General features: G+C 38.3%; 8 protein-coding genes. 1 reads left to right on the top strand and 7 read right to left on the bottom strand.

Translation table 11 applies throughout. The annotated features are described in order from the left end of the window. Nucleotides 1-397: 397 nt before the first annotated feature. The 6 genes from H3Z82_RS04880 to H3Z82_RS04855 form a co-directional block, all read right to left on the bottom strand. Nucleotides 398-4,072 carry a fibronectin type III domain-containing protein gene (locus tag H3Z82_RS04880; protein WP_182203148.1) on the bottom strand — a complete coding sequence of 1,225 codons (3,675 nt, stop codon included), beginning with the start codon at nt 4,070-4,072 and terminating at the stop codon, nt 398-400. 219 nt (nt 4,073-4,291) lie between these two features. Then, entirely contained in the window at nt 4,292-5,683 is a 1,392-nt protein-coding gene (locus H3Z82_RS04875; RefSeq protein ID WP_182203146.1) for a T9SS type A sorting domain-containing protein, read from the bottom strand. Between the two features lie 425 nt (nt 5,684-6,108). Further along, a complete protein-coding gene (locus H3Z82_RS04870) occupies nt 6,109-7,143 on the bottom strand; it encodes a TlpA family protein disulfide reductase (RefSeq protein WP_182203144.1) in 1,035 nt (344 codons plus the stop codon). Between the two features lie 19 nt (nt 7,144-7,162). Further along, on the bottom strand, nt 7,163-8,584 hold the full coding sequence (locus H3Z82_RS04865) for a RagB/SusD family nutrient uptake outer membrane protein (protein WP_182203142.1): 1,422 nt from the start codon (nt 8,582-8,584) through the stop codon (nt 7,163-7,165). Nucleotides 8,585-8,598: 14 nt separating this feature from the next. Further along, entirely contained in the window at nt 8,599-12,096 is a 3,498-nt protein-coding gene (locus H3Z82_RS04860; RefSeq protein WP_182203140.1) for a TonB-dependent receptor, read from the bottom strand. 110 nt (nt 12,097-12,206) lie between these two features. Next, complete coding sequence (locus H3Z82_RS04855) at nt 12,207-13,334, bottom strand: FecR family protein (RefSeq protein WP_182203138.1); 1,128 nt, start codon at nt 13,332-13,334, stop codon at nt 12,207-12,209. A gap of 113 nt (nt 13,335-13,447) precedes the next feature. On the opposite strand from H3Z82_RS04855, the gene H3Z82_RS04850 reads away from it, so the two are divergent. Continuing rightward, the gene (locus tag H3Z82_RS04850) at nt 13,448-14,002 is read left to right on the top strand and encodes an RNA polymerase sigma factor (RefSeq protein WP_182203136.1); all 555 of its coding nucleotides are present in this window, start codon (nt 13,448-13,450) and stop codon (nt 14,000-14,002) included. Nucleotides 14,003-14,381: 379 nt separating this feature from the next. Here H3Z82_RS04850 and H3Z82_RS04845 read toward each other — a convergent pair whose 3' ends face one another. Beyond that, nucleotides 14,382-15,845 (bottom strand): hypothetical protein, encoded by a 1,464-nt coding sequence (locus H3Z82_RS04845; protein WP_182203134.1) that lies wholly within the window; start codon nt 15,843-15,845, stop codon nt 14,382-14,384. Nucleotides 15,846-15,947 lie beyond the last annotated feature (102 nt).

Raw genomic sequence — 15,947 nt, 5'->3', positions numbered from 1 at the left:
TAAAATGTGAGCATAAAAAAGCCTTAAAATGAAAATTTTTAATCTGTTAAGAAAATCCACCAGGCATAATAGCTTACAAATGAAGCAAATATTCAGTCAATATCTAATTAAGTTAATTTCTACCATTTTTTCCCCTGCCTAAAAGGTGAAATGGTAGAAACCATCTTGATTTCCATTAGGATTAGAGAAAAACGAGAGAACTTAAGCTGCATGGCGAATGGTTACCAAATGCGATGGAATTGAGCTTTCAGAAGAAAACATCAGTTATTTTCAAAGGGTTTGAGTACGGCCTAAAAACCATCCCCATCTACATAAATCATGCAGACGGGGATAAATTAGTATTGAGTTTTTTATTTAAAGAATTTTCTCAAGCATCACCCAGAATATTGTTAGATGGCTACTTCTTCACAATTCTAAAGACTTTATGACTTCCGCCAATAGAGACTTTCATCAAGTAAATTGCCGACTGTAACTGCTTAGTTTCCAATTGGACCTCTACGGCACCTGGCTTCATTTGAATTACTTTTTGGCCCAGTAGGTTGTAAACTTCAACTTGATCAATCAAAACTGCCGATTGCAGCGTGAGTTGATTTGTGACAGGGTTTGGATAGTAAGTAAAGTTTGTAAACATTATATCATCAAATCCTAAAGTCATCTCAGCAACTTCTGTCCAGGCGCTATTGGCACCATCACAGATTGAACGTACTTTTATGCTGTACCCTTGTCCTGCTGTGAGGTCAAGTATAGTTTGCGGGGTAGTGTTAACCATTGCCGAACCACTATCAGCGGCGTCATTGGCGTTGACATAAGAGAGTTCCCACTGGGTTTCAATCCCGCCGGCCATCCAAGACACCACAAGCTGCGCTCCGTCTCCATCAAAAGTTACCGCTCCCAAAGTTAAGGCTGTGGGAATTTGACAATCTACAGGGTCAACATCTGATTTCACGTTTACGGTGTAAGCCTCTACTTGACCTAAAGATCTCGGTAGTTCACAGGCATTGGGAACATATTCAGAGTTTCGATCCTCTCCCCTACTTATCACCCGCATTCGCGTCATTCCATTAACTGCTTCTGTCGGGACTTGAATGTCCATTGAAATGACCTTATCATCAAAACCATTAGAGTTGAAAATGGTGCCTACTTCATAGCGTTCATCATCATTGTTAAATTCGCCATCTTGATTCCAATCGATAAATACCGTAAAGGAACTTCTAAGTTCTATCGTATTTCCTTCGATATTAATGGTGTAGGTATCTCCGGCATTAACCTCTGCCACCATGTCGGTAAAATCCTGAAAACCTGGCCCCGAACCACGGCCAAGTTGAAGATTTTTAATAGTGGCGAATTCAACATTCGTAATTGGACGAACCCTTTCAGGATACACCATGCAATAACCACCTTCCAGTTCCGTAATAAATCTGGCCATTACATAAGGTGGAATCGAACTCCGATCCTCTTCAGCACATACAGCCTCCACGTATACCTGATATTCTTCTGCAGATTTTAGACCTGTCAAGGTAACTTGAGGACTGCCTTGCACAGTGACCGATTCTCCTTCTCCTTTTTTAGGGTCAAAACTAATTAGTCTTTCATTTACAGGATCATAACCAATAACTCCTCCATAATAGACAATCCATTCACTTTCACTGCTTCCAGCTTCCCAAGATATTTGGACGCTGTCGTGGCCGACGTTATCTATTTGTATATTGGTAGGACGAGGACAGCTAGTTTCGGTTTTAAAAGTTTGAGGACCGACCCAATAACTTTTATCATCTACGGCACAGACATTTCTTAGATACACATCATAGGTGGTTTCTGAAGTTAGATTTACAAGGGTAGTGTTTGGAAGTCCTTGAACTGTAACGGACGTTCCATCTTCCAAATGGTTAAAACCAGACTCCACGTAAAGCACTTCCCATTGATTTTGACCTGTGGAGGTCCAGCTTAGTTGCGCTTGATTTGTTTCTATATTATCAACCACTACCTCAGCGGAGACTGGGCAGGTCCGTAATACATCAACAAAAATATCGTCCACGTATATCCACGACATAAGTTTATCAGAATGTGCCTGGAATCCAAAATAATAAACACCATCGTTATCTACGCTAAAAATTACCTCACTTGATTGTGGCGTCGTGACTTGAAATTCGTGATCTGCCAGCTCTACGATCATTGCCGAAGAATTTGCAGAGGTCCCATAAGCTACTTTTAGCTTGTCTATATCTTGCTCGCTATTGTTGCCATAAACATAAGAAATTGAATAATCTACGCCAGCCTTTAAATTAATACCTTGGGTAAAATACCATGCATCAACCGGACCATCACCAATACGGGTATATTTATGGCTTAAAACATTACCGTTGAAACCAAAAGTGTTAAGTGAACGAGTTTCCCATCCTTTACCATTATTTGTTTCCAAAGATTCACAATTAGAGATATTTGGCACTGTAACAAATTCAAAGTTCTGAAGGAAAGGCGTGTTGGTAGCTGTACATCTTGTAAAAAACCTAACTGGTCCCGTCCACGCGCTTAGGCCTCCTTCTGCTCCGCAATCAACCCGCACGTAAGCGTCATACTCTGTATTGGGCGTAAGTTGATTTAATGTGATGGGAGAACTCACATTGCTTAAAGTAGGAGTTGTGTTTTCGTCTGGACTTGTTCCGCCGGCTTCAGCAATATAAAAGTCACTGTGATTGGTAATTGTTTCCCAACTGAAGATGCCGCTGGTTGTTGTGATGTTGGAAATAACTGCATTGGTTGGTTCAAGACAAGAAGGTGTTAGTTCTACTTTAAAATCATCTAAGTGATAATCATAATTAGCCGAATTGGAATTATGCCGTAAGGCAATATAGTTTCCTGAACCTGAAAGCGATACCTGATTGAGATCAAAGTAATACGCATTAAAATCATTATTATCAGGATCAATGGTTGCAACGAGTTCAAAAGTACTGACATCGTTGGCATCACTCATCACGCCAACATCGATTGTTCCTGAACGTAATTCCTCTCGTTTCAAGGTAAATTTAACACGCAAATTGGAAATGTCTTCTGCAAATGATGGTGATACTGCGTAGGTAGGTGTACCAGTCTGAGAATAAAATCGTAAAGTATTCGGGTAGCTTGAAGTTTGATAATGTCCACTAATAGATGGGTAAATGTTAATGGCAGTACTATTAAATATGACCGGTCTCTCCCAACATTCTGGGAACCAATAAGTCCCTGATCTATACGCATCAAAGTTTTCTATATATGGCAAACTTGAAACAGCGTCGCATGTCGTGGAAAAACTTATTGGTTCTGACCATTCACTCACGCCGTCTTGGTCACCACAATCAGCACGTGCATAAGCATGATATTCTACACCTGGAATTAAATTATCTATAGTAAATGGAGAACTTACGCTTGTTTCAGTTGGTAAACTGCTTATATTTGGCGCCAGTCTATAAGACCTCATAACATATATATCACCTTGGTCAACATCTGAAGCCCAGCTGAGCTCTGCACTGGTATGCATGACGTTTTCCACTACCAAATCAGTTGGTCTTTTACAAGAAGTTATATTTAAGGTATAAGGCGTCATTTGCGGATACCGATCAGTCGAAATTACAATATAATAGGTGACACCTGATGAAACTGGAAGCTGGTATACATGTAAATTTTCCTCATTTCTGCTCGCATCACCACCAACACTACTCTCAAAGGGACAACCAGTAAATATGAAGAAACCAGTATTTTCTCTATTGTTAATCACGGAAATATCAATAGTGCCATCTTCGGAGGGCGTGTATGCATAAACCACATCATCTCCACGCAAAAAACTTGAGGAAGGATCACCAATCGCACCATCTGCACGTCGCGGTTTATCTGATGAGTCATAGTTGTCTCCATAATCTCCAGTGTTTCCTGTGTGCATAAAAGGCAAGCTGGAGATTACTAATGGGTTTTCACAAACTTCACCTGCTATTTGTGCATTCGTCGTAGTAAAAGAACAGGCGAAAATTACAGCGGTGGCCAAAAGTGTTTTCCACACAACCGTGCACTTAAGAACGCTATCTTTGTTTAATTTTTGCATGATATGATTTTTTAAAGGTTGAAAAAAGTGCAGGTTACACTTACCGGCAGAAGTCAAAGGATCAACTTAGTTTTACAATTCAATTTTTATTATCATGAGTCTTTACTCTATTATTAAAATAATTTTGTGATCTATTTAAAAAATATCCTCATCTCCCTTTTTCATGCCAACGAAGATAAATTAGTATCGGATTTCCTATCCATTGGGGTTTCTCAAACATTACTTTCTCATAATTCTGAAGGATTTCATACCTCCGTTGATTGTAACGTTCATTATATACACTCCCGATTGTAAGCCATTGACATTCAAGTTTGTTTTTAGAGCATTTGGTTTAATTTGAATTAATTGCTGACCCAATAAGCTGTAGACTTCCACCTGCTCTATTGGTGTCTTGGCATGTAGATTCACCTCATGCCCTACCGGATTAGGGTAAAAATTGAAGTCGCTAAAAACTTGATGATCTACCCCTAAGATTAAACCAGCCTCTGCTTCAGTTATCACTACAACATTGAAATCTAATGCTTCCCCATCACCGGCTCCTTCAGACAAAGGAAAGTCGTTCATACTGTTTCGAATTCTGGCTTGGTAGGTACCTGGAACTAAATTTGTTGAGAAGGTGTGCGGCACTTCCGTTACATTTTCACCCAAATTCATATCATCGGTCCATAATATTCGTTCTTCCGCTTCAAAACATCCGTTTTGGTTGGAATCAATCCATAAAGAATAGTAATAGGAGTCGGTATTTCCATCAGGACCACTGCTTAGTGTATACAGGCTTTCCAATCCAGGGTAAATAGTAAGCATAGGATTGGTGACCTCAACATATCCGTCAGTTGACATACGATTAGACGTATATAGGAAATCATAATCTGTATTTCCTTTATCTACTCCTATCCCTGCAATTTGAATTTGTGAAATATAAACATCAGAGTTTGTGGCATCCTCATTATAAGGATCTTCACAATCTGCAAAATCGTCGCAGTCAACACTTATCGTGAAACTCCCAGCAGAAGCGCTCCAGTCATAGGTCCTAATTACGATCGTTTCAGTAGCAGTAGCCGTAAATGCAATCCTTTCCTGCATACCAGCGGAGAAACCATTATCAGCACAAGCAAATTCAATTAAGTTACCACAAGACCCATTATATAGCATGAGCACGGCGTCATAATCATCACCTAAAACAGTAATTATATATTCAGTTCCTTCTTGTACGTTAAGCGAATAGAATACATCAGCTGGTGTACCTGCTGAACAACTCGCACTACCCATACCGCTAAGCGTTGCATCTACTGTAGTTCCAGTAACAGCATCACCACAGGAAAGCGCGATTGCGTTTGAACATGCATCATTGGTTGGATTATAGGCCAGAGCGCCCATAAGATTGGCAACCGAAACGTCGTCAGCTGAAACATCCCTATTTTGACCTTCTGTAATCCAATTATTTGTATTCTCTCCAATACTTGCACAATCAAAACCAACCACGTTATTGCTATCAGTTAGTACGGCTTCCCAACTCCAATTGGCAACGGTGTTCCTATTGATGTTGGCATGTGCCTTGACCGTAGTGCAGGTAACGCAAAACAGTGAAAAAATTAGTAAAATATGTCTCATAATTATAAGGTTTATGCTATGACATCGGAATCAATTGGATATGTCAGCAAGATTTTACAAGAAAACAACTAAAAAGCTGAGGATAATTGGATTGAGACTGAGATTCAACATGGATACTCATTGACAATACAGCGAGTTGAAGAGTTTGGATTATAAAATCCTGAAACAAAAAAAGGCCACCATTTCTGGTAGCCTCACCCTTATATAAACCCTTTATTTCCCTAGCTGATTAATAGCTTTATGAGGTTTACTTTAACACATCGGTGCATTTTAAAAATGTCATCAGGATTTTTTTATGGATTTAAGATTTAGCTGAAAAAGATCATAATACGACATAAAAAAAGAGGCTACCCACAATGGGCAACCTCTAATTACTTTTTGAAGACTAACTCAAAAGAAGACAATGGCTATATATAAGCTTGATTTTAAATATTCAAACTATTGAAGAGCTCTTTCAACCTGTCCTCAGAAGGTCTTGGCGCATCATAAGACACTATATTTCCTTGTGGATCTAAAAGAATAAAGCGCGGAATACCATAAATATAATAGTCCATCAAAAATTGCGATTCGATGGCATTATCAGCTAATAACTGAATGCCGTGTAAATCTTTGTCCTTAATCATGTCGCGCCATTTTTGTTCATCTTTAGGCTGATCGGCAGATATACTCATGAACTTGATATTCTTGTCGGCATATTCCTTTTCAACTTTTTTCAAAAATGGAATTTCATAAATACAGGGTATGCACCATGTTGCCCACACGTCAATATACACATAGCTGCCTCTAAAATCGGCTAAAGAAGACGTGCCGCCATTATAATTGATGTAGTCTTTAAAGTCTGGAGATGGCTTCCCTTTCCCAAGTTTTGCATTGATCTCCAATTGCTCTTGGTGCTGAGCAATCATGCTCTTTTTAAACTCTGCCATATCGGCTTTTTCCTTGGCAACGAAAACAGAATCTAACACCGCGGCTTTTTTATCCAATTCGCTATGAAAATCGTCTAAGAACTTATCGGTAGTTTTGTTGAAATCATCTTCATTCAATCCCAAATACGCCTTATAATCATCACCAAAAAGTCCGCTGACATGTTTTGATTTAAATTTTAAGAAGTTATTTTCTTCTTCTCCATTCCCTTGAAACGTGAGAGTTTCTTTAATTTTATCCGAATCGAAATCAATTTTAAGATCCATGTCATTTTGAAGGTATAAAACGAAAATATTGTTATACACCGCATTGAACATGGCAGGTGACTCGAGTTTTAAGGTATCTCTGAAGTTACCGCTTTCATCCACCTCAATAACAAACGATTTGGAGGTTTCAGGATTATAAAGTCTAAAATTAATACTGTCTTTTACATTCTTAATAGTCCCGTGAACTACTGCATAATCCTTTGGTATTTGGGGTTCTTGCTTACAGGATGCCACCAGAACAAGGATGGCAATTGCGATTAAATTTCTCATATTTTTAAAATTTTATTAATTAATAGCCAGGATTTTGGACTATAGTATTATTACCAATCATCACCTGTGAAGTCATGGGTAGGATAAATTTATTTTCAGAGGTTAAAGTTTCTTTTACAGCGGAAGCATCAAGGTTACCTAAAATATCATATCGCACCACATCAAACCAAGGTTCGCCATTTTCAAAAAACAATTCCAATAGTTTTTCCTGACGGATATCTTCGAGTAAGGTTGCTTGGTCTGAAAGTACTTTATCATCTACGCCAGCACGTTGTCTGATGGTATTTAGGCTTTCCAATGCAACATCAAGATCACCGCCTTCTCTACGGGCTTCAGCTTCGGCATGGATTAAGTAAATTTCACCTAAACGCAAATGGTAGAGTGTATTATTTTGCCCACCAGCAAGGTTTCCAAAAGGATATTTTGCCTGGGTATTTTGACCTTTCGTATCTTCAGAATAAGCAAAGCTAAAACGCGGATCGTATCCTGACCCATTAGCATCCAAAACGCCATCGGCAGCGTCTCCCACTTGTGCATCGGCCAACTTTCTCAGGTTTTCACTGTAAGTAGTTCTGGCAATCAAATCCATTTGAGTTCCTCCTTCTGCTCCGGGACCAGTTAACGGGGCCCAAATAACTTCTGAAGAATTAAAACTATTTGTAAAAATACTGTTATACTCAGCTTCAAGCATATAGCCTTCGCCATTATTGATGGTTTCTTCAGCAAGCAAGGCAGCCTTATCATAATTACCCAAATACAATTCTACTTTTGACAATAGTGCTTTAGCCGCCAAACTTCCAGAGTAGAAGTGTTCAATATACATAGGGCCATTTTCAGCAGCATATTCTAAGTCCGATTGGATAAGATTGTAAACGTCCTGAACTGAATTTCTTGGTTGTGCTGTTAGATTGGTTGCAAATTCGGTTCTTACCACCACGCCATATTCGGAATTTAAGTCATAAAACTGTCCAAAATAGCGCAACAAATTAAAATAGGTAAATGCCCGTTGAAATTTGGCTTCGGAAATCATTTCCATTTTACGTGATTCGGAAATATCAACCGCCTTTCCTGCTTCCAACTCTTCAATCAGAAAATTGCTCAAATTGATGATCTTGTAAAACCCGTTATAAAGATTGGTCAAAAATCTATTTTCAACAGGAACCTCATTGGTGTTATACCCTTTACTTCCTGAGAGACCGCTACTCAAAATACGTCCTTCATTGCCATAACCGGCCAGATATAAAGGAAAGTTGCTCACGTCAAATTCGCGACCAAGGTCATATACGCCATTAAGAATAGCTTGCGCTGAAGCGGCATCTCTGATGGCATTTTCTTCAGTCAATTGATTGATTGGCTTGACGTCATCAATGCTGCAACTGCTGGCCAAAACCACGAGCGACAAACAAAGTATTGATTTAAATATAGTGCTATATGTTTTCATTATATATGTGTTTTTTAGAATTGAACTTGTAGGCCTAATGAGAATGACTTAGACAGTGGGTATGGATCTTCGTTATTGACTTGGTCAATTATGCCTCCTCTTTCTGAAAAAGTTTCTGGGTCCATACCTGGCCACTTGGTCCATGTAATTAAATTAGATCCGGTAAGCATCAATTTTGCATTAGAAACCCCGATATTTTTTAATAATTGAGGATTGAAATCATAGACAAATTGAAGGCTTTTCAAACGCAAATATGAAGTGTCGTACAAATATCTATCAGACGTTCGTCCACTTGCACCTGGATCAAAATAAACTGCTCTTGCAAAACGGGCATCAGGATTCTCTGGCGTCCACGTGTTAAGCGCATACTCGCTATATTTATTTTCTCCCAATTGGTTAAAAGTGCCAAAAGGAATCGGGCTCCAAAGTGATTCTGCACCCACAGAATATTGAAACAAAGCCGTCAAGCTAAAGCTCTTATATCTGAAAGTGTTTGAAATTCCGCCAAAGAAATCTGGCTCTATATCACCGATAATGGCACGGTCATCTGCTGTAATCTTTCCATCACCATTAATATCTTCATACATATAATCTCCTGCTCCGGTTGCAAATTGATCGTATGTACCATCTGGAGAAGCTGCATTTAAAGCATCCACCTCGTCCTGCGATTGGAAAATTTTCACCACTTTATAACCTTTGATAGTTCCTACAGGCTCGCCCTCAACAAAATAATCAAGTTGGAACGGGTTGATATTTGCGCCGTTCAGCTTATCCAAATTATTTCTGTTTATTGAAAAATTAACATTGGCTGACCATAAGAAATCGTCGTTTTTCAGTATGTCTCCACCCAAACTTAATTCGATACCTTTATTGCTGACGTCCACAAAGTTTGCAAAATACGTATCAGCACCCAACTCATAAGGGATTGGCGTATTTACCAAACCGCCTTTGGTTTTTCTGCTGTACACATCAACGCCACCTCTTAATCTTGAATTGAAAAATGCAAAATCCAACCCTAAGTTAATCTCATTGGTTTCTTCCCAACCAATATCCTTATTAGGAAAGGTATTACTTGGCACCACCGCGGAGCTTCCATTATAGATATTATTGGATGCTGTATTGAAAAACTGTAGGTAGGCAAAATCAGATACGTTAGTTGATCCTACGCGTCCTGCACTTGCTCTTAATTTTAAGACGTTAACACTATTGCTTTCTGAAAGAAAACGCTCGTTAGCAATATTCCAACTTGTGGAAAGTGAAGGGAAATAAGCGCGCTTATTACCAGGACCAAATTTTGAAGAGGTATCTGTTCTAAAATTGAAAGTGGCATTATAAAGATTTCTGTAACTGTAAGTCACTCGAGAAAACAGAGAATTTAAACCTGTTTCCATTTGATTACTACTGTAGGCTTGGACAGACTCTGCTGATGTGCCGTTAATAAGAATATCATCATCTGGAAATCCTGCGTAGAACTGACTGTTTCTATCAAAATTTGTACGGTCCCATGCAGCACCCACCAAAATATTAAAATGATTATTGGTAAATGTGAAATCGTAATTGGCCGTCAAATTGGTAGTAACATTTGACACTAAAGTGCTGGATTCACTTAAAAAAGATTCGTTTGGAAAGAAAATGAAATCCGTCTGAGTTACTTTAGGAACAAAAGAACTATTGTCTGTATAAAAAACTGCTGCGTTTACGTCGGCTTTAACCTTTAAATGTTTAACAGGTTCTATTTCGATATACGAATTTCCTATAAAGTTATAATTCTTGTTGTTGGTTTTATTTTGCAAACGCATTAAAGGATTCGGCTCAATGGTTTGAAACCCGTAACTATAATCAGTCTGTCCCATTAATTGACCATTCTCATCATAAACGGGTAAATCTGGTCTAGCACGCGCAATTGACGTATTGACGGTATATTGTCCAAAGAGATCATCTTCACCTGAGTTGGATTCTGTATGACCCAAATTAACAGATCCACCAAACTTAACACGTTTGGACACGTCGGTATCCAAAGACATCCCTAAAGTATATTGTTTTAAGCCATCTTTTACAGTCAATCCGTCTTGGTCGATAAATGATAGACTTAAAGCATAATTGGTCTTTTCAGTACCGCCGTTTACGCTTACGTTGGCTTGATTGGTTACAGCCATACTTCTGAACACTTCCTTATTCCAATCCGTATTGGCATCGCCAAAATAGTCTTCACGCAAACCATCATAACTGACCGTAAACGTATTAAAATCGAGATTGACGTAACCAATATTATCCAAATCGAAAGCAAAGAACGGATCTAATTGTCCCGCATTCATAGCGTTGACACTATTATTAAGGAGTAGGTCATAATAATTGCGATATTGGTTAGCATCCAATACATCTACCGTGTTGATAGGTCGAGCCATAGTGGTTGCCATCGATACATTTACGGTAGCCGCTTGATTACGTTTTCCTTTCTTGGTAGTAATAATGATGACCCCATTGGCCCCCCGAGATCCATAAATAGAAGTTGCAGCAGCATCTTTTAAAACGTTAAAACTTTCAATATCAACAGGGTTAAGCGTTAATAACGGATTGGCACCAGCGATACCATCGATATTAAAAGGCACCCCATCAATAACGTATAAGGGTTGGTTTAAACCTGATGAAGAAAACGGCGATGTCACCCCTCTAATATTCAAACGCACTGGACTTCCAGGACGACCTGAACCTTGAGATACTTGAACGCCTTTAACCAAACCACCAAGCGCACGATCAAAACCTACGCTTCCTGTTGCGGCCTGTACAATGTTTTCAGGTTTAATGGAGGATACCGCACCAGTAACGTCTTCACGTTTCTGTTCGCCATAACCAATTAAAACAACCTCTTCCAATTGGCTGAAATCTTCCTTCATGACCACATCAATGATATTGTCATCACCAATGACAACACGCTGTGTTTCATAACCTAAAGATGAAAACACTAAAACTTCATTTCCAGTATCAATTTTGATGAAATATTCACCATTATAATTGGAGACCACACCTTTTTGAGTGCCTTCAATAACTACGGTTACACCTGCCATAGGCATTCCCATCTGGTCACTGATAATTCCGTTAATTTCTCGTTGCTGTATTTTCTCATTAGCCAAAGTCGGCTCTAAAGGCACACCAGATCTTTTCAAGATAATTTGATTGCCCAATATTTGATAGGTCATTCCTTTATCCTGAAATACGGTAGCTAAAAGTTCTAACACCCGAAGCTGATCGGCATTGACAGAAATTTTTTGACGAAAATCCAAATCTTTATTATTATAGAAAAAATGCAACCCGGTCTGACTTTCAATCTGCTGGAAAATTTGTACCATGGAGACATCCACTTCGTTTAAAGTTACTTTTTGGTTTTGACCATAACTGTTGGAGGCATTGACCTGCAACAGACTGATACATAAAAAGAGAAGGGTAAATTTCATCTTAAGATGGGATTGGTTCAAAATGCACGTAAGTACATTTCTAATTCGTTGTTTTTTCATAAGTTTACATCGATTTAATTGGTTAACAAACGGTTGAATCACTATTTAATACTGAGGAAGGTGTTGGCGCATCTTCCTTTTTTTATCCCTGCGAAGGCAGGGATCTATTTTTACTTTGGTTCTGTAATCGTCACCACACCATTTTTTATGGTATAGTCAAATTCTATATAAGTTTGAAATGTTTTTAACACCTGATCAAAACTTTCATCTTTGAAGGTGCCGGTAATATTGACATCATTAAGTTCTTTATAGTTATTCTTAATGGTGACATTGTACTTACGCTCCAGTTTATTTTTGATGACTGCAAATGAATCATCCACAAAAATCAATTGGCCCTGAACCCAAGCAATATATTTGTCAACTGATACGGCTTTAATCTCCAATTCATCTTGGCCAAAAAACACTTTTTGATTTGGACTCATAAGCAGCGGACTTTGAGCTTGAAGTTTATTATGTGCCGCCACTTGTCCTTCCACCAATACAGCATAAGACTTATCATCATCGGTATAAGAAGTGATATTAAATGTTGTCCCCAAAACCTCAATATCCATATCATGGGTTTCTACGATAAATGGATGGGCCTCATTTTTAGCGACTTCAAAATAGGCCTCCCCATTCAGATACACAGTACGCTGGTTTTCGCTTTCTATAAAATGAACAGGATATTTCAATTCAGACCCTGCATTCAACATGACTTTGGTTCCGTCTGACAATACAAGTCCAAAAGTTTTTCCGTAAGGCACCTTCAAGGTATTGTAACGCAACTCGGTCATAGCGCTATCCGAAGATGAATAAATTAATTGCTGTTGATTTAGTTGCGTCACCCTTTGTCCAGCAGCATTATTAATGACCATGCTCTGCCCTTCTTCGACAATTTGAGTCGTTCCATCTTCCAATTGCAAGACTATCTGGGGAACATCCGGAAGATAGACGTTCTGAGTACCGCCTTTATAAACACCATAGCCTATAAGGGAAATGCCAATAAAGACAGCGGCATATTTCAAAACGTTCAGAAGTCGACCAGCACTTGAACCTTTAGTATCATGAAGTTGTTCTAAAACATGTTGAAATGATTTATCAGTATTTATCTTGGTATTTAAGCCATTCAATTCATGGTTAATGCGCACATATTCCTTGAATTTTTGCTCATTCTTAGGCTTCTGAATCCACACCTTCAAACGGTCCAACTCATCATCCGAAATAGAATCGTTTAAATATTTAATTATAATCTTTTTCAAAATATGCTTTCCTTATTTACATCTATGATGCACTAAAAATGATTTACCCTTATTAATTTGAAATAATTTTTTGAATTATCCTTAACTTCATCGCAAATTTCAGAGAGTCCACAATGGATGACACCACTTTAATAGCACAAATTAAGGAAGGCAACAAACTAGCATTCAAACAGTTTTTTGATCGCTATTACCAATCATTATATCTATACCTTATTAATTTTACTTCGGATAGCCATGCGGCAGAAGATCTGGCCCAGTTGGTTTTTGTGGATTTTTGGAATAAACGCAACACCATTCAAATCCATTCGTCGCCCAAAAGTTATTTGTATAAGATGGGATACAATCAATTTCTAACCAGTTTGCGAAAAAAAAAGAAGGAAGCATCAATTTTGGAACAGCTTAAATACGAGGCACTTCAAACCATAACCACTCCTACTGAAGCAGAATTGGAACAGAAAAACCAACGACTCTGGCGCGTTATTGATCAATTACCAGAGCGTTGCCAAGAGGTTCTAAAACTTAAAATGGAGGGACTAAAGTATCGAGAAATCGCAGATGCCCTCGGCCTTTCCGTGAAAACCGTGGAGTCCCAAATGCGAGTGACTTTTATAAAAATAAGAGAAGACTATAAGGAGGATTTGTTGCTGTTTTTGTTGATGATGGAGTGATCGGATTTGTGACGAGTGGGGCTCTTGTTGGTGGAAGACACCAATGTAGAAAATAATGCTTAGGTGATATTTTGTATATAACATATTTCTAAAATTTTGACACGAACATCTCATACATAGTAGATGTATGACTAAAAATATAAACACCAAGAATTTTCGGTTTTTACAGTCATCATTTAATCAATATTTTTTATTACCTGAGCCAATAAATTTATTAGAGTATGGATGGGACTTATTTTGGGTAAAATTATCGTCATCGCATATTTTAATGTGGCTAAAAAAAGAAACACTCTAGCTTTTTTGCCAAAGTGTTCTTCAGACTAACTCAAACTCCTGAGTTTTGTGGTAGGGATTGCTTATTGGGAGGCAATTGTAACCACTATTCAACCTTGCTGGTTAAGATTATCGTATAAGCCTCATTAGGTTTAATATCTTGATTATAGATCAACAAAAAGTTTTCATCGAATGCAACATCCAAGTGTTGTTTATTTTCAAAAATGCCAGGGTTAAAGATACGTTGAGGTAAAAAATAAGCCAAAGGAATATCTTTCACATGCTCTTCTTTAAATCCTTTTCCTTTAGCTTTGTCAATTGAGAAGTTGTCTTCAGTTGTTAAAGTTATGGTGTAATTGTCTCCTTTATTTTCGAATTTAAAATGATACCCAGGAGAATCCAAAATACTTTTACTTCTAACATTCCACGCCGGGTCACCATAATAAACAACCACATCCCTATCGAAGCTAAAACCAATATCGTCCATTGTGAGATTGTCAGGTTGAAGCTCTGCCATTTTTTTAGCAATATCGTTTCGAGCGGCATCTCCAAAAGTTTTAAAATTAGGTATAACATCAAGATAGCGTGGATCTTTACGGTATTCTTGGGTTAACATATCTTGTCTATTTAAAAAAGCCGCTTCTGCCAATGTATGTTTCCCTGGATTCGCCAAAAAATACTTCAATGCTCCCCAACCGTTTCTTCCATACCAAGTAGATACGACATATCCAATCATCGCGGTTGATCCGCCCGACGATAGAAATGCTGCCGCCATAGATTGGTCAGAATTATTCATATCCGCAATAAGACAATTGCCTACCGGAAAAAAAACGCGTGGCTTGTTTGTGCTTACAATAGCCTCTGGCTCTTTGTATTTCGCATAAAGTTGGCCATTTTTTGCAACAAGATTACCTACCGAATAGGGCATCTCGAGATTATATTGAGTGGCATGAGAAGCAGTGATGATTAAATCGGGATCGATCTCCTCCCACTTTTTATGAAAAATCGAAAGCAGATCGCCGAGGGTATCCGTTTTATATATAGCCACAGGGTCTTGAGGGTTCGTTTTCTCTCCCCATCGTCCTCTTACGTGATCATCAATCCAGGCAAATTTATCGAACCACTCTCCGCTGCTCACTTCTGTTATACTCGATAGAGCCGATTTTATTATAAATGGTTCGGCACTTTGGCGTATTGTTCTGAGGGCATCCTCTGGCGAATATCCCGTGATAACACCCCAAATATAGTCATCGTATCTATCATCATCAATGGTGCGAGACATCCGATTTCCTTCAATCACAAAATCTCTATTTATATTTTTCGGCTTTTCAATAACAGCGAGATAGCGCGGTCGCAAGTTTCGTAATGAAGGCAGCAATTGATTTAAAGAATCTTGATAGCTTATAACCACTGCATCTGGATGAAGTTTTTGTAATTCATCAACGACCTTTAACCATTCCGCGTCATTCTTAACTGCTTCACTTGCGGCTATAACATAGTTTGTCGCTTTGTGTTGGGCTTGTAAGATCATTGTGAGCATCACAAACATTAATGGAAATAGCTTTTTCATAGTAGAAGTGAGTTTTTATAAATAAGGTTTATTTGTATTATTGCTCCTGACAACTTCTAATATTGATCTTATTCCATTTTTCATAATAAGTATAAATATTTA

The organism is Gelidibacter maritimus (assembly GCF_014062315.1).
Lineage (GTDB): Bacteria > Bacteroidota > Bacteroidia > Flavobacteriales > Flavobacteriaceae > Gelidibacter > Gelidibacter maritimus.
Note: the sequence above shows the minus strand (reverse complement) of the source record. Positions and strands in the feature narration are given on the sequence as shown.